The sequence below is a fragment of the Pelagibius sp. genome (assembly GCF_028281305.1).
Taxonomy (GTDB): domain Bacteria; phylum Pseudomonadota; class Alphaproteobacteria; order Kiloniellales; family Kiloniellaceae; genus Pelagibius.
Window position 1 is genome coordinate 18,483 of the sequence record NZ_JANQKD010000045.1, and the last position, 22,471, is coordinate 40,953.

The 22,471-nt window shown below is 64.8% G+C and carries 17 protein-coding genes; 7 read left to right on the forward strand and 10 right to left on the reverse strand.

The features are described from left to right. The first annotated feature begins 23 nt into the window (after positions 1-23). Positions 24-1,118, forward strand: a complete 1,095-nt coding sequence (locus Q0982_RS11040) for an MFS transporter (protein ID WP_299395358.1) — start codon at positions 24-26, stop codon at positions 1,116-1,118. Between the two features lie 48 nt (positions 1,119-1,166). Here Q0982_RS11040 and Q0982_RS11045 read toward each other — a convergent pair whose 3' ends face one another. The 4 genes from Q0982_RS11045 to Q0982_RS11060 are packed head-to-tail and all read right to left on the reverse strand — an operon-like array spanning position 1,167 to position 7,038. Next, positions 1,167-1,535: a hypothetical protein gene (locus Q0982_RS11045; protein WP_299395359.1), complete on the reverse strand. Its 369-nt coding sequence runs from the start codon at positions 1,533-1,535 to the stop codon at positions 1,167-1,169. Positions 1,536-1,586: 51 nt separating this feature from the next. Next, positions 1,587-5,096, reverse strand: a complete 3,510-nt coding sequence (metH, locus tag Q0982_RS11050; RefSeq protein ID WP_299395362.1) for a methionine synthase — start codon at positions 5,094-5,096, stop codon at positions 1,587-1,589. Next, positions 5,093-6,061 carry a methylenetetrahydrofolate reductase [NAD(P)H] gene (metF, locus tag Q0982_RS11055; RefSeq protein WP_299395364.1) on the reverse strand — a complete coding sequence of 323 codons (969 nt, stop codon included), beginning with the start codon at positions 6,059-6,061 and terminating at the stop codon, positions 5,093-5,095. The genes metH and metF overlap by 4 nt, the downstream gene beginning before the upstream one ends. A 23-nt stretch (positions 6,062-6,084) precedes the next feature. Then, the gene (locus Q0982_RS11060; protein WP_299395367.1) at positions 6,085-7,038 is read right to left on the reverse strand and encodes a metalloregulator ArsR/SmtB family transcription factor; all 954 of its coding nucleotides are present in this window, start codon (positions 7,036-7,038) and stop codon (positions 6,085-6,087) included. Positions 7,039-7,274: 236 nt separating this feature from the next. On the opposite strand from Q0982_RS11060, the gene Q0982_RS11065 reads away from it, so the two are divergent. Beyond that, positions 7,275-8,240, forward strand: coding sequence for a patatin-like phospholipase family protein (locus tag Q0982_RS11065; RefSeq protein ID WP_299395370.1), 966 nt, complete (start codon positions 7,275-7,277; stop codon positions 8,238-8,240). A 272-nt stretch (positions 8,241-8,512) separates the two neighbouring features. Here the strand turns inward: Q0982_RS11065 and Q0982_RS11070 are convergent, their stop codons facing one another. Then, positions 8,513-8,887 (reverse strand): hypothetical protein, encoded by a 375-nt coding sequence (locus tag Q0982_RS11070; protein WP_299395422.1) that lies wholly within the window; start codon positions 8,885-8,887, stop codon positions 8,513-8,515. Positions 8,888-9,360: 473 nt separating this feature from the next. Between Q0982_RS11070 and Q0982_RS11075 the strand changes: the two genes are divergently transcribed. The 5 genes from Q0982_RS11075 to mdoH all read left to right on the forward strand — a co-directional run bounded on the left by Q0982_RS11075 (position 9,361) and on the right by mdoH (position 15,587). Further along, positions 9,361-10,422 carry a YdiY family protein gene (locus Q0982_RS11075; RefSeq protein WP_299395372.1) on the forward strand — a complete coding sequence of 354 codons (1,062 nt, stop codon included), beginning with the start codon at positions 9,361-9,363 and terminating at the stop codon, positions 10,420-10,422. A 182-nt stretch (positions 10,423-10,604) separates the two neighbouring features. Beyond that, complete coding sequence (locus Q0982_RS11080) at positions 10,605-11,051, forward strand: PRC-barrel domain-containing protein (RefSeq protein ID WP_299395374.1); 447 nt, start codon at positions 10,605-10,607, stop codon at positions 11,049-11,051. Between the two features lie 473 nt (positions 11,052-11,524). Next, positions 11,525-12,967, forward strand: coding sequence for a glucan biosynthesis protein (locus tag Q0982_RS11085; protein ID WP_299395376.1), 1,443 nt, complete (start codon positions 11,525-11,527; stop codon positions 12,965-12,967). Further along, on the forward strand, positions 12,964-13,485 hold the full coding sequence (locus tag Q0982_RS11090; protein WP_299395378.1) for a hypothetical protein: 522 nt from the start codon (positions 12,964-12,966) through the stop codon (positions 13,483-13,485). The genes Q0982_RS11085 and Q0982_RS11090 overlap by 4 nt, the downstream gene beginning before the upstream one ends. Before the next feature lie 32 nt (positions 13,486-13,517). Further along, positions 13,518-15,587 (forward strand): glucans biosynthesis glucosyltransferase MdoH, encoded by a 2,070-nt coding sequence (gene mdoH, locus Q0982_RS11095; RefSeq protein WP_299395380.1) that lies wholly within the window; start codon positions 13,518-13,520, stop codon positions 15,585-15,587. A gap of 14 nt (positions 15,588-15,601) precedes the next feature. Here the strand turns inward: mdoH and Q0982_RS11100 are convergent, their stop codons facing one another. The 5 genes from Q0982_RS11100 to Q0982_RS11120 form a co-directional block, all read right to left on the reverse strand. Continuing rightward, the gene (locus tag Q0982_RS11100; RefSeq protein WP_299395383.1) at positions 15,602-16,345 is read right to left on the reverse strand and encodes a TIGR02186 family protein; all 744 of its coding nucleotides are present in this window, start codon (positions 16,343-16,345) and stop codon (positions 15,602-15,604) included. Between the two features lie 14 nt (positions 16,346-16,359). Then, complete coding sequence (locus tag Q0982_RS11105) at positions 16,360-17,280, reverse strand: sulfite exporter TauE/SafE family protein (protein ID WP_299395386.1); 921 nt, start codon at positions 17,278-17,280, stop codon at positions 16,360-16,362. 155 nt (positions 17,281-17,435) lie between these two features. Further along, a complete protein-coding gene (locus tag Q0982_RS11110) occupies positions 17,436-18,386 on the reverse strand; it encodes a DmsC/YnfH family molybdoenzyme membrane anchor subunit (RefSeq protein ID WP_299395388.1) in 951 nt (316 codons plus the stop codon). Positions 18,387-18,455: 69 nt separating this feature from the next. Beyond that, a complete protein-coding gene (locus Q0982_RS11115; protein WP_299395389.1) occupies positions 18,456-19,208 on the reverse strand; it encodes a 4Fe-4S dicluster domain-containing protein in 753 nt (250 codons plus the stop codon). Then, positions 19,205-22,258: a molybdopterin oxidoreductase family protein gene (locus tag Q0982_RS11120; protein ID WP_299395392.1), complete on the reverse strand. Its 3,054-nt coding sequence runs from the start codon at positions 22,256-22,258 to the stop codon at positions 19,205-19,207. The genes Q0982_RS11115 and Q0982_RS11120 overlap by 4 nt, the downstream gene beginning before the upstream one ends. Positions 22,259-22,471: the final 213 nt, after the last annotated feature.

A 22,471-nucleotide genomic window follows, 5' to 3' on the forward strand; every position in this document is an offset into this window, starting at 1 on the left:
ACGCCCGCCGGTCGATCACCGCGGTGTTCTTCATCAACGGCACCCTGATCGGCTGCTGGGCTTCGGCGATTCCGCAGATCAAGCAAAGGCTTGCTCTCGATGACGGCGACCTGGGAATGGCGCTGTTGTGTTTTGCCCTCGGCTCGATTCTGGCCATGCTTTTCGGCGGCCCGAAGATCGACCGCTTCGGCAGCCGCCTGGTCGTCGGCTTCAGCGCCCTGGGGTTCTGCCTCTCCCTGCCTCTGGTGCTGCTTGCCGGATCGCTCTCCGAGCTTCTCCTTGTCGCTGTCGTCATCGGCTTCGCCAACGGCCTGATGGACGTCAGCATGAATGCGCAGGGGGTCTCGGTCGAGCGCGCGCTTGAGCGGCCGATCCTGTCCTCGCTGCACGCCTTCTTCAGCATCGGGGGCATGGCCGGTGCCGGTGCGGCTGCCAGCGTCTATGCCCTCGGCGGCGGCCTGCAGCATCTCCTCCCCGGCGCGGCCATGATGCTCCTGCCCGCGGCGCTGATTGCCTTGCGGCCGTTGCTCGGCGATGCCCGGGGTGCGGAAAGCGAGGCGCGCCTCATCGCACTGCCGCCGCGGCCCCTTTGGCTGGTGGCCGCCTTCGCCTTTATCGCCTTTGTCTGCGAGGGCGCGATGTTCGACTGGTCGGCGGTCTATCTGCGTGAGGTCCTGAACACCGGTGCCAGTACCGCCGCGCTCGGCTTCGGCGTGTTTTCCGCGGCCATGGCGGCGGCCCGTCTTCTGGGCGACCGGGTCGTCGCCCGGTATGGACGGGTGCGGGTGCTAAGGGTCAGCGCGGTCGCCGCGGTCCTGGGCTACGCCCTTGCCCTTGCGGCAAGCGCGGTTCCTCTTGCACTCGCCGGCTATGCGCTGATCGGCTTCGGCGTCGCCAACATCGTGCCCATCCTTTTCTCCCTCGGCGGCAGCCACCGGGACATCGGCCACGGCAGCGGCATCGCCGCTGTGGCGACCGCCGGCTACAGCGGCTCGCTGCTGGGCCCGGCCTGGGTGGGCTTTCTTGCGGAGGCGGCGGGGCTGCGTTTCTCGCTCGCGCTGACGGCGCTGTTTCTGCTGTTGTTGGTGGTCTTCGGCGCGCGGGCCCGCGACACCTAGAGCTCCCCGTTAGAGCTCCCCGTTAGAGCTCCCCGTTAGAGCTCCCCGTTAGAGCTCTCGGTCGGGATAGCAGAGGCAGTCTTCCAGAGCTGTGAGGAAGCCTTGAGCGATGGTTGTCTCCGGATCCATCTCTTTCAGGATACGGCGCAGGACGGTGCTGCCCTCCGGGAAGCGGCGCATCTGCGCGATGGTCCCCTTGGCCAGCCGCTCGCCCAAGGGCCAGTCATCCTGATAGACCCCGGTGTCGGCCGGCACGTCCCAGTAGTGCCAGGCGCCCTCCCCATCCAAGCTGACCGTGGGGAACTTCAGCCACTCCTGCTCCCACCAGTCGGCCGCTTTGGCGGCTTCGGCGGTGGCAGACTCGCTCTCCTGACGAAAGTCGCCAAGGTCCAGAACCTTCTTGGATGCTGCCATCATCTGTGTTTCTCCCTTTCTGGGACGGCCTTTCCCTGACGGAGTACGCCGGGGCTAGACCGAGAAGTACTTCGCCTGCGGATGGTGCAGGACGATCGCCGAGGTCGACTGCTCGGGGTGAAGCTGGTGCTCGTCGGACATGACGATGCCGATCTCCTCGGCATTCAGAAGGGCCAGGAGCTGCTCCTGATCCTCCAGGTTGGGACAGGCCGGATAGCCGAAGGAATAGCGCGAGCCGCGATAGCCCTGACTCAGCATCGCCTCCATGTCGCGCGCGTCCTCGTGGCCGAAACCGAGTTCCGCACGGATACGCTTGTGCAGGTATTCGGCCAGGGCCTCGGCCATCTCGACACCCAGGCCATGCAGATAGAGATAGTCCTGATAGCGGTCGTCGTTGAACCAGTCCCGTGCCACGTCGGAGGCGTTCTGCCCGACGGTGACGACCTGCAGGCCCAGGACATCCCGCTCGCCGCTTTCGACATCGCGCAGGAAGTCGGCAATGCAGAGCCCGCCCGCGCGGGCCTGGCGCGGCAGGGTAAAGCGCGCCACCTCCCGGTCCCGCTCCTCGGGATCGAAAACGATCACGTCATTGCCCTCGGCGTTGGCCGGCCAGTAGCCGTATACCGCCTGTGGCACCAGGATGTCCTGTTGCTTGGAGACGTCGAGCATGCGTTTCAGAGTCGGGCGCAGTTCCCGCCGCGCCCACTTCATGTAGTCCCCCAGCGAACGGCCGTTCTTCCGAAAACCCCATTGAAACTGATAGAGCATGCGGTCGTTGAGGAAGGGCACCAGGGTGTCCAGAGGCACCCGCGCCAGCACCCGCGGCCCCCAGAACGGCGGCTCCGGCACCTCCACGCCTGCGGCCAGTTCGCCACGGCGCAGGCGGGTCTCTTCCAGGTCCACGGGGCGCTCATCGGCCCGCGTCGCCTGCCCCAGAACCCGCTTGGTTTTGTCGGAGCGCGGCCGCCGCTTTTCCGTGCGCTCGTTGACGTGCGCATCAAAGTTGCCGTTCACCACCTTGTCCATCAGCGACAGGCCGTCGAAGGCATCGCGGGCATAGGCCACCTGACCGGTGCCGTAGGCCGCCGCACAGTCCTGTTCCACATAGTTGCGGGTGAGCGCTGCGCCGCCCAGCATCACCGGGACCGAGACCTTCTCGCGGGTCATACGCTCCAGGTTCTCGCGCATGACGACCGTCGACTTCACCAGCAGACCGGACATGCCCACCGCATCGGCCTCGTGTTCGACCACGGCCGTCAGGATGCTGTCGATGGGCTGCTTGATGCCCAGGTTGACCACCTTGTAGCCGTTGTTGGTGAGGATGATATCCACCAGGTTCTTGCCGATGTCGTGGACGTCGCCCTTGACGGTGGCCAGCACGATAGTGCCCTTTTCCTGGCCCTCGACCTTCTCCATGTGCGGCTCCAGGAAGCGCACGGCGGCCTTCATGGTCTCGGCGGACTGCAGCACGAAGGGAAGCTGCATCTTGCCTGCGCCGAAAAGCTCGCCCACCACCTTCATGCCGTCCAGAAGATGGACGTTGATGATATCCAGCGGCGGATGCTTGGCCATGGCCTCGTTCAGATCGTCTTCCAGCCCCTTGCGGTCGCCGTCGATGATGCGGTCCTTCAGACGCGTCTCCACGTCTTCGGCGCGCGCCTTTTTCTCGGTGGCGACGGCCGAACGTCCCTCGAAGAGCCCGATGAAAGCCTGGAGGGGGTCGTAATCCTCTCTCCGGCGGTCGAAGATCAGGTCTTCCGCCGCCTTCACCTCTGCCTCAGGAATCTTGTGCAGGGGCATGATCTTGCTGACATGCACAATGGCAGAGGTGAGGCCGCGCTTGATGGCGTGATCCAGAAAAACCGAATTCAGCACATGGCGCGCGGCGGCATTCAGGCCGAAGGAGATGTTGGAGAGGCCCAGCAGGATTTGGCAGTCCGGCAGTTCCCGGGCGATGCCTTCGATGGCGTCCAGGGTCCAGACACCCAGCTTGCGGTCGTCTTCGTTGCCCGTGCAGATGGTAAAGGTCAGCGGATCGATGATCAGATCGCTGGCCGGCAGGCCATGCTTTATGCAGGCAAAGTCGTGCAGGCGCTTGGCGACCGCGACCTTGTGGTCCGCCTCCTTGGCCATGCCCTCTTCGTCGATCGTAAGCGCGATCACCGCAGAGCCGAAGCGGCGCGCCAGCTCCAGCCGTTTGGCCGCCGGCTCCTCGCCATCCTCGAAGTTGATGGAGTTGAGCACCGGCTTGCCGCCGTAGAGCTTCATCGCCGCTTCGAGCACCGGCAGTTCAGTGGAATCGATGACCAGCGGCGCGGTCACCGAGCCGCGCATGCGGCCCACCACCTCGTTCATCTCAGCGGTTTCATCGCGGCCGACAAAGGCGGTGCATACATCGATGGCGTGGGAGCCTTCCTTGGCCTGCTCCACCCCCATGGCCACGCAACCGTCCCAATCGCCGGACTCCTGCAGTTCCCTGAACTTCTTGCTGCCGTTGGCATTGCAGCGTTCGCCGATGGAAAGATAGGCGTTCTCCTGGCGCAGAGGAATCTGGCCATAGAGCGAAGCCAGAGACGGAACCCAGAAGGACTGCCGCGATTTCGGCACCGGACGGATCGCCAGCTTTGACTCTTCGCCGGCGCGGCGGCGCAGCATCGCATCCAGGGCGGCAATGTGATCGGTGGTGGTGCCGCAGCAGCCGCCGATCAGGTTCACGCCGTCCTCCTGCAGGAAGCGTTCCAGCCAGCCGGCCAGTTCCTGAGGTTGCAGGGGATAAGACGTCTTGCCGTCCACCAGCTCCGGCAGGCCCGCATTGGGCTGGACCGAGATGGGGCCGGCCCAGTTCTCGGCGAGCCATTCCAGATGGGGGGCCATTTCCTGCGGCCCGGTGGCGCAGTTGAGGCCCGCCACCGAAACGTCCAGGGCCCGCAGAACCGTCGCAGCAGCGGCAATGTCGGCGCCGACAAGGAGGGTCCCGGTGGTTTCCACCGTCACCTGCACCATGACAGGCAGGTCCGGCCTGCCGGCCCGCAGCCGCGCTGCTTTCGCGCCGTTGACGGCGGCTTTCACCTGCAGCGTATCCTGGCAGGTCTCGATCAGAACCGCGTCGACGCCGCCGGCGATCAGGCCGTCGCATTGGGTCGCGAAGGCCTGCTCCAGGCTGTCGTAGTCAATGTGGCCCAGCGACGGCAGGCGCGTCCCCGGCCCGACGGAGCCGACCACGAAGCGGTCGCGCCCGTCGCCGGCAAAGAGCTCCGATGCCTCGCGGGCAAGCTCGGCCGCGCGCTGGTTGATTTCCAGGGCACGGTCCTGCAGACCGAACTCGCCAAGAGTGATGGGGGAGCCGCCGAAGCTGTTGGTCTCGACCATATCGGCGCCGGCCTCGAAGTAGCCGCGGTGGATTTCCCGCACGATGTCGGGACGCGAAAGGTTCAGGACCTCGGTGCAGTTCTCCTGACCCCAGTAGTCTTCCTCGACGGAAAGGTCCATGGCCTGCACGCGGCTGCCCATGCCGCCGTCGCAGAGCAGAACCCGCTGCGTAAGCTGATCGTAGAAGGCGCTCATCGCAGCCCGCCCACAGCAAGGGGCCTTGCGGCATCGACCTGGTCCCGGCCGGCGGCGTCCGAAAGCAGCAGGCGGCAGACCGCCGCCGTCAGGTCGGCACGGTTCAAGGTATAGATGTGAAACTCCTCGACGCCGTGCAGCACGAGATAGCGGCAGAGCTCCGCCGCCACGGAAACGGCGACCGGATTTCGGACCTCGGCATTCTCTTCCAGGCCTTCAAAGAGCCGCACCAGCCAGGCGGGAACCGCGGCCTTGCAGTCCTTGGCGATCTGCAGGGTCCTCTGGAAGTTAACGATCGGCAGAATACCTGGAATGATCGGCGCCGTGATGCCCGCGGCGCGGGCGCGATCCAGGAAGCGCAGGTAGTCGTCCGGGTCGAAGAAGAACTGGGTTATGGCTCTCTGCGCGCCGGCATCCAGCTTGCGCTTCAGATTATCCAGGTCGGCCTGGGCAGACAGCGCCTCGGGGTGAACTTCCGGATAGGCGGCAACGGAGATGTCGAAATCGGCGACCCGGCGCAACCCGGCGACGAGGTCGGCGGCAAAGGCGTAGCCTTGCGGGTGCGGCCTGAAGTCTTTGCTGTCCTTCGGCGGATCGCCCCGCAAGGCGACGATGCGCCGGACCCCGGCCGCCCAGTAGCGCTCGGCCAGGGCATCGATTTCGGCCCGGCTGGCGCCCACGCAGGTCAGATGCGCCGCGGGCACAAGATCCGACTCGTTCAGCACGCGCTCGACAGCCCGGATCGTCCGCTCCTGCGTGGTCCCGCCGGCACCGTAGGTAATCGACACGTAGGCCGGGTCGAAGGCTTCGAGATCCTTCAATGCACGCCAGAAGCGCTCCTCGGCCAGGGGGGATGCCGCCGGAAAGAATTCGAAGGAAAAGCGGGGTCCGGGGGCTTGCCCCGCGCCGCCGACCCTTGCCTCGCGTCCGGCGGTCGGTCCCAAGATGTGTCTCGCGTCAGCCATGATCGTCCTTCATCCTGAAGTGTCTAGGCAGCAGTTGCCTGCAGGTCGCTCTGCAAGCGCCGCGCGGTCCAGATCGAAATCGTGAGCGGATCGCCTTTCAGTTCCTTGTACTCGGCCAACTCCAGCCCGGCCTCCTGCAGCCAGCTTTCGATGCGCTCGTCGTCGAAGCCAAGCCAACGATGTTCATGCTGGTCGCGCAGGTAATCCAAGGCATGCGCCTTGAAGTCGACGATGAAGAGTCGGCCTTGCGGGCGCAGCACGCGGGCGGCTTCCTCGATGGCCTGTGCGGGGCGCTCCGCGTAGTGCAGCACCTGATGGATCGTCACGGCATCGAAGCTGGCGGGCGCAACCGGCAGGTGATACATGTCGCCCTTGCGGACCACACAGTTGCGCAGGCGCGCACGCTCCAGCTTTGACCGCGCAATCATCAGCATGTCGGCGGAGAGATCGATCCCGACGGCGCGTTCGACCTGAGGGGACATGATCTCGAGGATGCGGCCCGTCCCGGTTCCGATATCCAAGAGGTCGGAGACCTTTTCCTGGGTCACCAACCTCTGCAACAAGGTCTCGACCTCGTCGTCGCGCACATAGAGCGCGCGGATCTCGTCCCAGCGCGCCGCCACGCGCTGGAAGTAATCCTCCGCCCGCTGCGCGCGCTCTTTCATCAGATGTTCGAGACGGCCGAGATCGCTCCGAACCGTCGCATCGTCATCCGGCACAGAGTCGACCAGGGTCTGTGCCAAAGCGGCGCCCGACCCCTGCTGCGCCAGCCGGTAATAGACCCAGGAGCCTTCCCGGTTGCGATCCACGAGGCCCGCCTCGGTCAGAAGCCTGAGGTGCCTGGAAACCCGCGGCTGGCTCTGACCGAGGATCTGCACCAGGTCCGAAACCGTCAAATCGCCGTGGGCGCAAAGCACCAGCAGCCGCAGCCGCGTCGCCTCCGCGGCAGCCTTCATCGCTGTAAGCAGTCTTTCCATCGCCCTCGCCCTATCCCGTGGTTGCCCGCCCCTTGAGATAGCGGTCCCCGGCCCCTTCGAGATATCACTATAAAGATATAAAGATATCGTTATGTCAAGAGCGCAAGCGGACTCTCCCGACTGCCGCCGCCCTTTGGCGGTACCGCCTCAATCCCGGTTTTGACCTCTTCTGCTCACGGCGGGCTCGCCGCGGGGTGATTATGATTCGCTTAAGCGAAGGCCTTATATGATTAACCATGGCCCAGGTGGACGAACCGCAATGGCGACCGAAGATTGGCCTTGCTCTCGGCAGCGGGGTCGCGCGCGGCTGGGCGCATCTCGGCGTGCTGCGTGCCCTGGCCCGTTACGGCATCGAACCGGACGTGGTTGCCGGCACGTCGATCGGCGCGGTCGTCGGGGGGATCCATCTTGCCGGCAAGGCCGATGCGCTGGAGGCCTGGGCGCGCTCCCTCAACAAGGTGCGCATGATCTCCTACATCGACTTCCGCATGCGCAACGGCGGCATGTTGGGCGGTCGCCATCTGGTCGATGCCATGCGCCACGAACTTGGCGGGATGAAGATCGAGGAACTCACCACGCCTTTCGTCGCCGTCGCGACCGACCTGGTGACCGGTCATGAAGTCTGGCTACGCAGAGGAGACATCGTCGACGCCATGCGCACCTCCTTTTCGCTGCCCGGCATCTTCGAGCCGATGCAGCATGACCGCCGATGGCTGGTCGACGGTGCGCTCGTCAATCCGGTGCCGGTTTCAGTCTGTCGTGCCCTTGGGGCGCAGATGGTGATCGCGGTCAACCTGAATGCCGACATCATCGGCAAGGAGCGACGTGCGGGCGCAGAGGTTCCGACAGTCGCCGGCTTCGATCTCTTGAGCGAGATGCAGGCCGTCGATGCCGCGAGATCGAAGTCGCGAATCGGCGCTCTGGCGAGTCGCATCTTTCGCCGTGAGCCGAGTCACCCCAGCATGTTCGGCGCCATGATCTCCGCTTTGGGGATCGTCCAGGACAGAATTTCGCGCTCTCGTTTGGCAGGCGAACCCCCTGACGTGCACATCACGCCGCGACTCGGGAACGTCGGACTCTTCGAATTCGACCGCGCCGACGAGATCATCGCCGAAGGAGAAGACTCGGTAGAGCGTGTGCTGCCCGATCTGCACGATGCCATTTCCATCTTCGGTCGCGAGCCCTACGACAACGGCACGTAAGTCCGCACGGCTTCGAGACAGACAACGCGTGAGAGCGCATGCGCCGTCTCGCCCAGCGACGCCGAGCAGCGATACCGAAGGGCGTCGGCAAGAGACTTAACGGCACATCTGCGTGAGGTTTGATCGGGGCTTCAGCAAACCTCGTGAAGCCCGAACGAAAACGGCGACCGCTCGTTGGAGCGATCGCCGTTATCACCATAACTCTTACCGGCTTGGTTAGCGAAGGCGGCGGACCGCCGTTTCGGCGCGAGGTCGTAAGGTTATGATTTAGCTTACTTTTTCGCCGTTCTCTTACGAGCGGCGGGCTTCCGTTTCGCTGCGGTTTTCTTCTTCGCAGTCTTCTTTTTGGCGACCTTCTTTTTGGCGACCTTCTTCTTAGCGACCTTCTTCTTAGCGACCTTCTTCTTGGCGACTTTCCGCTTCGCCGCTGGCCGCTTGGCTACCTTCTTCTTGGCAACCTTTTTCTTCGCGACCTTCCGCTTCGCTGCTGGCCGCTTGGCTACCTTCTTCTTAGCCACCTTCCTCTTGGCTGTGGTCTTGCGCGTCGTCTTACGCGCAGTCTTCTTCTTCGCGGTCGATTTTTTCGCCGCGCGCTTGGCCGGCGCCTTCTTCTTCGCCGGCCTCTTTGCAGTCTTGGTAGTTGCCAATTGTCTAATCCCCTAACGTCAGAACGAATCCGGTGATGCCACCCCGCGCGGCGAATTGTGCCTCTTTGGTCAAGCAGTGACAAGAAAAGAGAAGCAGTCGTCAAGCAACAGAATGCAAAAAGCTCTCACTGTTGCGATGAAGAGACGGTCGCTCTCGCGGCCATGAACTTGTCAAGCCACTCGACTGTGTTGCCGTTGTACGCAGCATGAAGGCAATTACAAATGCGCGCTGAGAGCCGTGGCGTCGATGACTGTGAAGTCGTTCGACAGGCGTTAACGAATCTTACCGCAAGCACTGAATGGATCCCGGAGCACTGCACGGTTGTCGTCTCGGCCACTTGGAAACATCCGCGCGGCACTGCCGATCCCTACGAAAAAGGCCTTTGCCTTCGCCGCGGGACATGAACAACGATCAATCCCAACACAGATCAAACACAGCAAGCACGGCAGCCGCGCACCTATAGTCGCTGGCCATGTTGAAAAGACAGCTGCCCCTGAACCTCGCGCTGATCTTCTTCGCCTTGCTCAGCGCTTTCGCACAAGCCACCCGCGCGACCGAGAAGCCAGTCCCGAGCGAGCTGCTCGCAGCGGTGGTCGAATCGGCAAAGGGAACCGACATCGAGGCGTTTCAGCGCACGCTTCGCATGACCATAGCGGCGGCCCCCGAGCACAACCGTGCGATCCTGCGCCACGCCATCGGGCTGCGGCCGGACTGGGCGGCCGAACTGCTGCTGGCCGCACTCTTCGACCCCCCTCTGACCGCCGCATCGGCTAGCGACCCGGCGGCCGCTGCAAGACCGGTCAGCGCCGCAGCGGCAAGGCCCCAGCCGGGCAACCAGAGCCTCGCCCAGCAGGCACAGTCCGCACCCGCGGAGACAGCCGCCGAAGCGGAAAGCCCCTGGTCGGGGGAGGCCGAGCTCGGTGGAGTCGCACGCAGCGGAAACACAGAGAATCTGGGCGTTTCAGCCAGTGCCGAGGTCATCTACGAGGCGGCGCCCTGGCGCCACATCCTGAGCGGCTCCTTCGACTACCTGGAAACCCGCCTGGCGACCGAAGAGCAGGCCATTGAGGCCGAGTACCAGTTCAACTACGACCTGACGGAGCGCACCTTTGTCTACGGCCTCACCCACTACGAGGATGATCGTTTCAGCGGCTTCGAATACGAAATCACAGCCTCGGCAGGCCTCGGCACCAGGGTGATCGACGGCGAGCAATTGACCTGGACCCTCGCCGCCGGTCCGAGCGTTCGTGTCTTCCGCGAAGACGACGAAGGGACGACCGAAGCTGTACCGGGCGCGCGCCTCAACAGCGACCTCGCGTGGCAGATCTCTGAGACGGCCAAGCTGGCGAATGAAACGGAGCTGCGTTTGGACAGCGACCGCAGCGAACTCGAGAACGAAACCAGCCTGACGCTGCAGATTGTCGAAAGCCTGGCCGGGCGATTCTCTTTCTCGGCGCAGTACCGCAGTCCTGTGCCGGAGGACACCGATGAACTGGATACCACGACCAAGGCCTCACTGGTCTATGGGTTCTAGTAGGGCCTGCTCCTGCTTCCGCCACACAGCCCCTCGCATTGCCCACGGAATAATTCCGCCTGCGTCGCGTCGGAAGAGTAAAGGCCAACGGCTCCGAAACTACTGACCCTGGAGGCCCAATGATTCGAGTTCCTTCAGGCCGCGGCGCGTCCGGCACAGACGCTTCCGGACGTGGTCTGGGCATGATCGCGGTCGCTGTCGCAGCGGTGCTGCTCGCGATTCCCCTGCAATCGGGCGCAGCAGGCGCCCAGTCTGCCACGCCCACCGAATCAGCACCGCCTCTGGAGTCAGCGCCGGCGGCATCGCCAGCCAACCAGTCCGGCAGTGCGGATGTGTCCACCGCGCGCGACATCCAGGGCATGAGTATCTGGGACCGCGACAACGAGCTGCTGGGCGAGGTCGATGACGTGATCCTCGACAGGCGCACTTCGAAGCTGAGACTGGTCGTGGTTTCTCACGGGGGATTTCTGGGTATTGGCGGCAAGCCGGTCGCCATTGAATGGCGCGAGCTCGAGTACGACGCTGGCGCCAGGCTCTTGCGCACCCGAAAGCTCACGGCCGACGAACTGGCGGAGCGCCAGCCCTATGAGACCGACCAGTCAGGGGTCTCCATCGGCGATCTCAACTAGCAAAGCGCCTGATGACAGAACGTCTGCCAACAAACTGTCCGGCGCGCATGGCAGCGGGCGAAATGCCACTTCCTTGACTCTTCCGTGACGACATTGCCGCCGTCTATACCCGATTTATCGATGCAGTCCGGCCAGTAAGGCCGCTATTTCAAAACCATAGCAAAGTAACTTTAGGTGGCACCTTTCAACCTGTGGAATATCGCCAGGGGTCGACGGGTCTCTAATGTGTAGGTCTCTGCGTAGCCAGGACGCGGGGCAGGAAGCCTGTGATCAGACCCAGCCCATTTAGGGACATCCCGGCCGTTTGGAGGGCAGATCGCAAGGTCTAGGGCCACTCGGTGTGAGAGGAAGGCGTGTCATTTCATACGGTTGACCGGCGACGTTTCCTTGCGGGAATCGGACTAGGCAGTTTTGGGCTCGCCCAATGGGTGGGCTCTCAGGGATCGAGCGCTGCGGGCCAATGGGACCGCGCGATGCCCGACAGTCCTTTCGATTTCGAGAAGCTGCGCGGCGCGGCCGCCCGCTTGGCGTCGGAGCCCATGGCGGGCGGCGATGCCGATACCCTTCCCCAGACCCTCGCCGAGCTGACGCCGGCACAGTTCCACGCAGTCCGCTTTCGCCCGGAGGCGACGATCTGGCGCGACGAAGCGCTGCCTTTTCAGATGCAGCTCTTCCATCGCGGCTCGTACTTTCGCCAGACCGTGAAGATCAACGTCATCGATGAAGAGCAGATCTCGACGATTCCCTATTCGCCGGCGCTCTTTGACTATTCCGACAGCCCGCTCGAAGGGACCCCCGAAGACCTCGGCTTTGCCGGGTTTCGTCTGCTTCACCCTCTCAACAGAAGCGACCATTTCGACGAGCTTGCGGTCTTTCTGGGCGCCAGCTACTTCCGGGTGCTCGCGGCGGGCCAACATTTCGGGCTCTCGGCGCGCGGCCTTGCCATCGATACCGGCCTCCCGAAGAAGGAGGAGTTCCCCTACTTCCGGGAGTTCTGGATTCAAAAGCCGCGGCCCGACGACCAGGCCATCCAGATCTATGCCTTGTTGGACAGCGCAAGCCTTACAGGCGCTTACCACTTCGTCCTCACGCCGGGCATCGAATCGGTGATGCAGGTCCGGGCGAGCGTGTTCACGCGCCAAGCCGTGCAGAAGCTCGGGATCGCACCGCTGACGTCCATGTTCCTCTACGGCGAGAACTCGACGCCGCCGAGAGACGACCTTCGGCCTGAGGTTCACGACTCCGACGGCCTGCTGATGGCCGGCAACAACGGCGAGTGGATCTGGCGCCCGCTGACCAACCGCAGCGAACTCCAGATCAGCTCGTTCCAGAACGAAAGCCCGCGCGGCTTCGGGCTGATGCAGCGCGACCGCGATGCGCGCAGCTATCAGGACCTGGACCTGAACTACGAGCGCCGTCCCAGTGCCTGGATCGAACCGCAGGGCGACTGGGGCAATGGCGCCGTTCAGCTGATCGAGATTCCGAGCGATGCCGAGCGCTACGACAACATCGCCCTGCTCTGGGTTCCGGAGCGCAGCGTCGAACCCGGCCAGGAGTGGCCTTTCCGCTACCGCCTGCGCTTTGCCAGCGCATTCAACGATTTCCCGAACACCGGGCGCAACCTTCAGACCCGGGAAGGTGCCGGCAGCGAACCCGGGCGACGGCGTTTTGCCCTGGAGTTCGGCGGCGGAAAGCTGGCCGAGATTCCCGACGACGGCAAAGTCGAACTGGTGGTCACTGCATCCACGGGACGCATTCTGCAGCCACGCGGACGCAAAAGCGATGCCACCGGAACCTGGTTCGCCCTTTTTGAGTTGGACCCCGGCGAAGAAGAGGCCATCGAACTCCGTGCCTTTTTGAAGGACCAAGAACACGCTTTAAGCGAAACATGGAGTTACTTGTGGAAGCTCAGTTGAAAACAGCCGGCACCACGCCGCACCCTGGCGGGCGCCGTGACATGATCCGCGCCCAGCTGCTTTGCAGGCTGGATCGTTACTTCTTCGCCGCAGGGGTCGGCGACGAGCGGGAGCGTGCCGCCCTGATCGCTCAGGCCTGCGACACCCTTCTCGCTCCCTCCCGCCAGCAAAGCGAACTGTCCTGGCTGCAGGTGATCGGCGCAGTCGACCGTGTCTTGGCCGAGCGCCATGCAATCGAGACACCCGGCGACGAGGCCCGCTTGACCTGCCGCGGCCGCATCGCCGAGATTTTCAGCACCGATGAGCGCAGCGGCGGCAGGGCCGCGGAGAGCCTCAACCCGACGGCCGATTGGGGCACGCCGCCGCGGAACTACCGGGCCATGCCGGACCAGGACCTCTCCGTCCGAAGTCCCAGACTGTCCTGGCTTGTCGACCCCTCCGCCTGGCCCTCCACCTGGCGGCCGGCACATAACTTTGTCGTCAGCCTGTCCTGCCTGGCGGTTGTGCTGATCCCCTAGCGGCCCGGGCCCTCGGGCAAGGAGCCTTGCGCATGCCAAAGATGCGGCGGATTGTCCTGCTGATGCTGGTCGTCTCTTCGACCGCTGCAGCCGTTCTGGTGCTCGGAACAATCCTGGCCAGCCAGGGTTTCTCGGTTCTCGAGCTGGGTATTCTTGCCCTCTTCGGCCTGCTTTTTGCCTGGATCACCACAGCGTTCTGGCTCTCGCTGGCCGGCTTCGTGCTCCATGTGCTGGGTCGGCCCGGCCATCGCCTGGCGGAGCGAACGACGATCCCGGAAGACAGTGCCAAAGACGAACGCTCCCGCGTTGCGTTGGTGATGCCGATCTACAATGAGGATCCGCAGAGGGTCCTTGCCGGATTGCAGGCGACACTGAACTCATTGCTGCGTGCCCGGCACGAGAACCGCTTTGAGCTGTTCATTCTTTCCGACAGCACCGACCCCGAGGTCTGGCTCGCCGAGGAGCTTGCCTGGAGCCAGTTGAACCGAGAGTTCGCCGGCAAACTGCCGGTCTTCTACCGGCACCGGCCCAAGAACCTGGCACGCAAGAGCGGCAACATCGCCGACTTCTGCCAATCCTGGGGCTACCGCTACGACTACATGGTGGTGCTTGACGCCGACAGCATCATGTCGGGCCATTGCCTCGTCAGCCTTGTCAACCGCATGGACGCGAACCCGAAGGTGGGGCTGATCCAGGTCCCACCGACCCCGGTGCTCCGGGAATCCTTCTTCGCACGCAGCCAGCAGTTTGCAGCGAGTGTCTTTGGCCCGGTCTATGCGACCGGACTGAGCTTCTGGTTTCAGGACAGCGCAAACTACTGGGGCCACAATGCGATCATTCGCGTGGCCCCCTTCATGGCGCACTGCGGGCTGCCGACGCTGCCGGGCAAAGAACCCTTCGGCGGAGAGATCCTCAGCCACGACTTTGTCGAGGCGGCCCTGCTGAGGCGCGCCGGTTGGCAGGTCTGGCTGGCGGACGATCTCTCCGGCAGCTTCGAGGAACCGCCGCCGACACTGATCGACCATGCCAAGCGCGACCGCCGCTGGTGCCAGGGCAACCTTCAGCATCTGCGCGTTGTCTTCGCCGAAGGCCTGCGCCCGCTCAGCCGGCTGCATCTGGCCATGGGGATCATGGCTTACATGTCCTCCGTGTTCTGGTTCGTCCTGCTGGTCCTCTCGGGCCTGGAGGCCCTGCGGCAGGCACAAACAGAGCACAGCTACTTCATGGAGGGGGATCTCTTCCCCAACTGGCCGGTTTCCTACGCTTTCGAGGCAGCCACTCTTCTGGCGATTACGCTCTCGATTCTCTATCTGCCAAAGATCTTCGGCTATCTCACCCTGTTTCTCGACCGGCGCCGGCTCATGGCCCACGGCGGCGGCGTCAAGGCCGGGCTCAGCCTGCTGCTGGAAAGCCTGACGTCGATCCTTCTGGCCCCTATCCTGATGCTCTTTCAGCTGGGCTTCGTGGTGTCGATCCTGGCCGGCCGCTCGGTCCGCTGGGCGGCCCAGAAGCGCGACGACGGCGAGACCTCCTGGGCCGAAGCCGGGGCGGTGCATCTTGGTCATACTGCCGTCGCTGCAACCGCCGGCTGGGTGAGCTGGCACTCCCTGCCCGATTTCTTCCCCTGGCTGACGCCGGTTCTGTTGGGTCCGCTGCTGGCGATCCCGCTTTCGCGGCTCACCAGCCGGGTCGATCTGGGCCGCGCCCTGCAGCGCCGGGGGCTGTTTCTCACGCCCTGCGAGAGCGACCGACCGGCGGTGCTGGAGGATCTCTGCCGCCGCCTGACGGCGCTGGAACAAGACGCCCAAGCCGCACCGCGCCGGGGCACGCTCTTCGAGAAGGCTATCGCCGATCCCTTTATGAACGCCCTGCACCTGACCCTTCTTGCCCGGGAAAGCCGCAGCAAGAGCGAGCGGCTGCGCCTGGACGCGCTCGTCGCCAAGCTGCAGGAACAGGGGGTCGAGAGCCTGACGCGGTCGCAGCGCAGCGACCTGCTCTCGGACCCGGCCAGCATGACGACTCTCCATGCCCTGGCCTGGCAGTCCAGCGAGGAGGGCCCGTTGTCCCTCGGCCAGAGTGCGACCGAGGGCAAGAGAGCCTGACCCCGGGGCCCCGCCTATGCCTTGCGGAAGATGAAGGCCGCCAAAGCGCCTGCGGCGGCGGCAAGCACGATGGCCAGCAAGCCGTAAAAGGCCGAATAGCCGTGGGCAAAGTAGAAGACATCGGCGCCCAGGCCGGCCTTGCTGACAATCAAGGGAGTCGTCTGCGCGTGCTCCACCCTGCCGTCCTTCAGCATGAAGACCTCGACATCGTAAAACCCGGTCGGCACGTTCGCGGGGAAGAACAGGCGGGTGCGAAAGAGCTGCCCCCCGAGAAAGTTGATCCGCTCGTCGCTCGAAGCGAAGAGGCCTTCGCGCTGCTTGTTGCGGATCAGGCCGGCCTTGAACTCCGCCAGTTCGGTATCGGAGACGGTTTGCTCCACCGGGCGCAGCCTGAGGAAGTTGGCCCCCATGCCGTGCCGGGCGCGTATGGTGTCGCTGGCTATCTCCTCCAACGGGGCGGAGCTGCGCACGGCGAAGAAACTCGGCACCCTGCGGAAGACGATCCGCTGGTCGTTCACCCAGATCCCGGCAAAACGCGCCTTGCGCCATACGACGGTGTCTTCTTCCGGCCCGCGGACCACCACCACGACGTCGCTGTCGGGCTCCACGGTGCCGAAAAGCAGCACCTGGGTTCCCGTGAAGCCGGTGGTGATCTGAATCTGATGCTCCGACAGGTCTGCGATCAGCGGGTTCTGCGCCGCACTCGGCATCGCCAGGGCGAAGAAGGCAAGAGCGAGAAGGATGCGCTTCAGCTTCATCTCACCGCCCCCCGTCAAAGCTCGCCCGGCGCGCCGAGAATGAAGATATCGCTCGGCGTCACCACCAGATCGTAAGCGAGCTTTCCGCAGACGGCCAGCACCAGGACCGCCAGCAGGATGCGCAGCTGTTCGCCCCGCAGCCGGGTGCCGACACGGGTACCGATCTGTGCGCCGATAACACCGCCGGTCAGCAGGATCAGCGCCAGGATGGCATCCACGGTCTGGTTCTCGGTCGCCTGCAGGAAGGTGACGGTGCCGGTCACGAAGATGATCTGAAAGAGCGACGTTCCGACGACCACGGAGGTCGGCATACCCAGCAGGTAGATCATCGCCGGCACCATGATGAAGCCGCCGCCGACGCCCATGATGGCGGCCAGGATGCCGACCACGAAGCCGATGAGGATCGGCAGCAGCGCCGAGATGTAGAGCTTCGACTTGCGGAAGCGCATCTTCAGCGGCAGGCCGTGCATCCAGTGGTGCTGGTGCAGCTTGCGGCGCACGTCGATCTGGCGGCGCCGGCGAAAGAGGGCGCGGCTGCTCTCGACGAACATCAGGGTTCCCACGACGCCCAGCAGGACCACGTAGCAGAGCGAGATCACCAGGTCCAACTGGCCCAGACCGCGCAGCAGGGTGAACAGCCAGACGCCGGAGATCGACCCGAGGGTGCCGCCGAACAGCAGCACGCCCCCCATGCGGAAGTCCACGTTGCCCCGCCGCCAGTGTGCCAACACGCCGGAAACCGAGGCAGCCATGATCTGGTTGGCCTCGGTGGCCACGGCCACGGCCGGGGGCACACCGATGAAAATGAGCAGCGGCGTCATCAGAAAGCCGCCGCCGACCCCGAAGAGCCCGGAAAGAAAGCCGACTGCCCCGCCCATGCCCAACAGCAAAAAGACATTCACAGAAATCTCTGCGATGGGCAGATAAATATTCATCAAATCGGCTTTCTAGAGGCCCCTTTCCTGGGACCGGCCCAAGATGGATCAGCTTATATTCCGTCGATGGTGCATCGCAACGAAATCGTTTTCGAAATGGCAGCGGAAGGCGCCGCCCGCGTACCTCGTCCCCCGACCCCAGGCTCCTCCCCTGCCTAGGCGCGGCTCTCGCCGTAATAAAGTGTGACCACGTGCTTGGCTTCGGCGAAGAAAAGCCAGCGCTCCACCGCCAGGCCTGCCCCCAGCAGCAGAGCCGCCAGCACCGCCGCCACCACAGCCCCTGCGCCAGGCAGTGCGAGACCGGCCAGCACCAGCACAAAGGGGGCCGCAAGCCCGCCGAAGAGCACGAAGCGCCGCAGGCGCTCGGCGTGCCGTCGGGCGACCTGGAAGCCCATCTCCTGCATCAGATAGTTGCTCTCGCTGTGTGGCGCCTCCAGGAGGCTCACCTTGCCGAAGTCTCCAAGCCCCGTTGCCGACTCCGCTGTGCTGGCGTCATCCATGTCCGCCAGGGAACGCCAGTACAGCAGCTTCACCGCCAGGGTTGCCGCAAAGAGCGCCAGGACGATAGCCCCGAAGGGCCCCGCCAGAGGCTGTCCCCAGAGGCCGAGCAGGACCAGCAGCAGAAGGCCGCCCGAGAGCGCGGCCATGACCAGGTAGGCCGGCAGGGTCCAGGGCGAGTGCCAGGCCCGGATGGTCTTGAGCGAAGCATAGATCATGGCCGTGCAGGCAACGGTGGCCACGCAGCTCAGGCTGGCGATCAGGCCGAGGACGGCAAAGGCGCCGTCATTGCGGCCCAGGACGACCCAGCCAAGGGCAAAGAGGCCGGACGGCAGAAAGGTAAAGACCGCCGCCACTCCTTCGCGCGACAGCCACGACGATCGCCACTGGCTGAGCGCCCGCCAGGCCCGCTCAGGATGGCCGAGATGAAAAGTCGACGACACCAGCCCGAGGACCACCAGGCCGAAGCCAAGCCCGAAAGCGATCAGGCCGAGACCGCGGTCGGCCGGCACCAGGCCCAGGATGGCGAGGACGCCCAGCCACGCGATCAGGCCGTAACCGGCACCGGAAGCTGTGGTGAAAAGAATGACAGACTTTGCCGGATGCACGCCGGACCTCTCCTCAAATCACTGTCGTCCGGGTCGCCGTGGTCCGAGTCTCGCTCTTCGCAGCGCCGCTCATCGGCTCAGCATCCGGTCCACCCAGCGCGCCAACATCCCGGCCGAGCCAGCCTCGGCGGCAACCGGCGCCAGCGCGGAAACACCCGATGACTCCGCGGCAACCGCCTTGGGGCGCGGCGGCAGGTAGCGGTTCACCGGCGCGCAGCCCTGCTCCGGCATCAGGGCATAGCCGTCCCGGGCCGCCACCAGGAGCGAGACCTCTGAATCCGGATCGCCCAGGTCGCCGAAGTGCCGCGCCCCGGCGGGACAGGTGGAAACACAGGCCGGCACCCGGCTGCGCTCCGGCAGGTTCTCGTTGTAGATCTTGTCGACGCAGAGGGTGCATTTCTTCATGACGCCCGCATCCTCGTCGTACTCCCGCGCGCCGTAGGGACAGGCCCAGGAGCAAAGCTTGCAGCCGATGCAGGCCTCCGCATTGACCAGAACGATACCGTCCTCCTCGCGCTTGTAGGAAGCGCCGGTCGGACAGACCGTCACGCAGGGGGCATCGTCGCAATGCAGACAGGATTTCGGGAAGTGAACCGTGCGGCTGTCGCCGTCGTCATCGACCACCTCGAAGCTGTGGATGCGGTTGAACCACACGCCGCTGGGATCGGCGCCGTAGGGGTCGTGATCGGTCAGCGGCGCCGAGTGACCGCCGGTGTTCCATTCCTTGCAGTTCACCGCACAGGCATGGCAGCCGACGCAGATGTCCAGATCGATGACGAGGCCCAGCTTCGTCGGGCCCGGGTTGCGGGGTAGCGAGGTCATTCTGCGACCTTTACTTGGCTGGCGGGATCCGCGTCCGGCTCGGCAGGGTCCTGCCCGTGCTTCTGATTGCCGTGGCCGTCCGCCACGCCGGCGACGGTGCGGGCGATCTCGTGACGGTTGCCCAGCCACTCCACGTGCTCGAGGCGCGGTGCCGCGGGGCCGGGTGTCCCCGGCGAAGCTTCATTGAAATCTGCGCCGTAGCGCAACACCGCCGGCCTCGCCCCGGTCGGTGCCGGGGCCTGGACCGGCTCCAGAAAGGGATCGGTCACCTCGGCCTCATCGGGCGCGCAGCGCTCCAGCCGGACACGCAGATCGTACCACGCCGCCTGGCCGGTGACGGGGTCCGAGTTGGAGTAGCGGTGGCCGCCCTCGCGCGCCGGCAGCAGCTCGGAGATGATGTGGTTCAGAAGGAAGCCGCGCTTGCTCTCCGGCGCGTCCGCATCCAAGGCCCAGGCGCCGCGGCGCTTACCGATGGCGTTCCAGGTCCAAACGGTCTCGGGATTGACCCCGTGCATGAGCTGCACCTGGCCTTTGACCCGCCCGTGGTGACTGATCACCCAGACCCAGTCGTCGTTGGCAATGCCGTGGCGCTCGGCGGTCTTGGGGTGCACGAACAGCCGGTTGCGCGCCGTGATCTGCCGGAGCCAGGCATTCTGGGAACCCCAGGAGTGGTACATGTGCATAGGGCGCTGGGTGATGGCGTGAAGCTCATAGCCCTCGCCCTCAACAGCCGCTTCCTCGAAAGGCGCGTACCAAAAGGGCAGCGGATCGAAGAATGCCTCCACGCGCGCCCGCTCGCTTTCCGGCGGCTGCACCTTGCCGTGGCCGCGCGCCGCCAGGCGGAACTTCTGCAGGATCTCGCTGTAGAGCTGCATGGTGATGGGCTCTTCCGTCGGCAGCCAGCCCATCTGCTTGGCATAGGTGATGTAGTTGCGGTTGGAGTGCTTGAAGTAGAGCTGCGTCGGGGCCAGGCGGTGGGTCCAGAAGCAGCCGTTCTCGATGTAGCGCTGCAACTGGTCCGGATTGGGCGCGCCGACCCCGTTCTGCTCGCCGCCCGCGCCGCGCCAGCCGGCCAGCGGGCCGATGCCGGGCGAGCGCTCGTGGTTGACGATGTAGTCAGGATAGCCGCCGGGGTACTTGGGGCTGCCGTCCTCCTCCGTCAGGCCGGGCAGCCCGAGCCGTCCGCCGAGATCGATCAGCACGTCCTGGAAAGGGCGGACATCCCGGTCCGGTTTGCAGACCGGCTGGCGGATAGCGTCTCCGGGACCGTGGGCCGAACTGATCGGCCGGTCGAGCAGCGAGATGCAGTCCCAGCGCTCCAGATAGGTCGTGTCCGGCAGGATCAGGTCGGCGTAGGGCACCATCTCCGAATAGTAGGCGTCGGAGTAGATGATGCGCGGAATCTTGTAATCGCCGGTCTCAGGGTCCTTGTCGGTCAGATAGTCGAGCGTGCCGGTGACGTTCATGGAGGAGTTCCACCCCATGTTCGCCATGTACATCATCAGGACATCGACCGGATAGGGATCGCCGGCCCAGGCATTGTGGATGACCATATGCATCAGGCCGTGGGCGGCCAGCGGATACTGCCAGCTATAGGCCTTGTCGATGCGCAGAGGCTCCCCCGCATCGTCCACCAGCAGGTCGTCAGGGCCGAGCGGAAAGCCGAGCGGCATGCCGGAAATCGGCCGCTCCGGCGCCACCGACTTGCCCGCCGGCAGCGGGCTCGGCGGAATCAGTTTGGGAAACGGGGCCTTGTAGCCGAAGCCGCCGGGGCAATCGATGGAGCCCAGGAGCACCTGCAGAAGGTGGATGGCCCGGCAGGTGTGAAAACCGTTGGAGTGGGCCGAGATCCCGCGCATGGCATGCATGGAGACCGGCCGCCCGATCATGCGGTCATGGCGGCGCCCGGCCCAATCGGTCCAGGGGATGTCCAGCACCACCTCTTTCTCGAAGGCCGCCTCGGCCAGCTCGGCGGCGATCCGCTTTATGGTCTCCGCGGGAATGCCGACCCGTTCGGCCACCGCCTCCGGTGCGTAGGACGCATCGAGATAGCGCTTCGCCAGCAGCTCGAAGGACGGCACAGCCGTCCGCCCGTCAGGCAGCGTGTAGCGGCCCACGACCGCGGCCTTGGCCGAAACATCGCTGGCCGGCACTGCCGCGCTGCGCGCCGTGTCCCAGCAGAGCGCCGCGCCCTCCGCATTGCGGGCGAACAGCCCGTCATCCGCACCGCCGGGGTTGTCTACAACCAGCCAGGTCGCATTGGTGTAGCGGCCGAGAAAGTCCCAATCGATCTTCTCCGCCTTCAGCAACTCGTGGATCAGCGCCATGACGAAGAGGCCATCGGTGCCGGGCCTGAGGCCGATCCACTCGTCGGCGATCGCCGAGTAGCCGGTCTTCACCGGATTGATCGAGACGAACTTCGCCTGGCCCAGGGTTTTCAGCCGGCCGAGCCCCGCCTTGATCGGGTTGGAATCATGATCCTCGGCAACGCCGAACAGCATGAAGTAGCGGGTGTGTTCCCAGTCCGGCTCGCCGAACTCCCAGAAGGACCCGCCGATGGTATAGAGCCCGGCCGCAGCCATGTTGACCGAACAGAACCCGCCATGGGCGGCGAAGTTGGGCGTACCGAACTGAGCCGCCCACCAGCCGGTCAGCGACTGGCTCTGGTCGCGCCCGGTGAAGAAGGCGAGCTTCTTCGGATCGCGCCGGCGCACCGTGCCCAGCCAGTCGACCGCCAGGCCCAGCGCCTCTTCCCACTCGATCTCCTTGAATTCGCCGCTGCCGCGCTCACCCACGCGCAGCAGCGGTTTGCTGAGCCGCGCCGGCGAGTTGTGCTGCATGATGCCGGCGGAACCCTTGGCGCAGAGCACGCCCTTGTTCACCGGGTGGTCGGGGTTGCCTTCCAGATAGCGGACCTTGCCGTCTTTCAGGTAGACGTTGATGCCGCAGCGGCAGGCGCACATGTAACAGGTGGTCTGCTTGACTTCATCGGCGACGGAGGGCGAGGTCTCGACGTGCTCCTTCGGGGTATCGAATGGGCTGCTGACCATCAATCCTTCTCGTCTTTGCGAGCTATCGCCTTTGCGAACTGCCGCGCCGCTGTGGGGACCGCCGCGGAAACCGGCGGGGTTTCGCTCATCGGAATCGGACAAAAGTACGGCGTCGGCCACGGTGTAGCGGACCGCAGCCTCTTTCTGTCGCTCTTCGCTTCTAGCCCAGAAGCCACCGCAAGATAACAGGATTCCGGGGTTTTTTGGCCCTTG

What these genes read in the sequence shown, in the direction of transcription:
- Q0982_RS11060 (WP_299395367.1), bottom strand. Translation starts at nt 7,038, where the DNA reads ATGGAAAGACTGCTTACAGCGATGAAGGCTGCCGCGGAGGCGACGCGG.
- Q0982_RS11045 (WP_299395359.1), bottom strand. Translation starts at nt 1,535, where the DNA reads ATGATGGCAGCATCCAAGAAGGTTCTGGACCTTGGCGACTTTCGTCAG.
- Q0982_RS11085 (WP_299395376.1), top strand. Translation starts at nt 11,525, where the DNA reads ATGCCCGACAGTCCTTTCGATTTCGAGAAGCTGCGCGGCGCGGCCGCC.
- Q0982_RS11115 (WP_299395389.1), bottom strand. Translation starts at nt 19,208, where the DNA reads ATGACCTCGCTACCCCGCAACCCGGGCCCGACGAAGCTGGGCCTCGTC.
- Q0982_RS11100 (WP_299395383.1), bottom strand. Translation starts at nt 16,345, where the DNA reads ATGAAGCTGAAGCGCATCCTTCTCGCTCTTGCCTTCTTCGCCCTGGCG.
- Q0982_RS11105 (WP_299395386.1), bottom strand. Translation starts at nt 17,280, where the DNA reads ATGAATATTTATCTGCCCATCGCAGAGATTTCTGTGAATGTCTTTTTG.
- Q0982_RS11120 (WP_299395392.1), bottom strand. Translation starts at nt 22,258, where the DNA reads ATGGTCAGCAGCCCATTCGATACCCCGAAGGAGCACGTCGAGACCTCG.
- metF (WP_299395364.1), bottom strand. Translation starts at nt 6,061, where the DNA reads ATGGCTGACGCGAGACACATCTTGGGACCGACCGCCGGACGCGAGGCA.
- Q0982_RS11080 (WP_299395374.1), top strand. Translation starts at nt 10,605, where the DNA reads ATGATCGCGGTCGCTGTCGCAGCGGTGCTGCTCGCGATTCCCCTGCAA.
- Q0982_RS11075 (WP_299395372.1), top strand. Translation starts at nt 9,361, where the DNA reads ATGTTGAAAAGACAGCTGCCCCTGAACCTCGCGCTGATCTTCTTCGCC.
- metH (WP_299395362.1), bottom strand. Translation starts at nt 5,096, where the DNA reads ATGAGCGCCTTCTACGATCAGCTTACGCAGCGGGTTCTGCTCTGCGAC.
- Q0982_RS11065 (WP_299395370.1), top strand. Translation starts at nt 7,275, where the DNA reads ATGGCCCAGGTGGACGAACCGCAATGGCGACCGAAGATTGGCCTTGCT.
- mdoH (WP_299395380.1), top strand. Translation starts at nt 13,518, where the DNA reads ATGCCAAAGATGCGGCGGATTGTCCTGCTGATGCTGGTCGTCTCTTCG.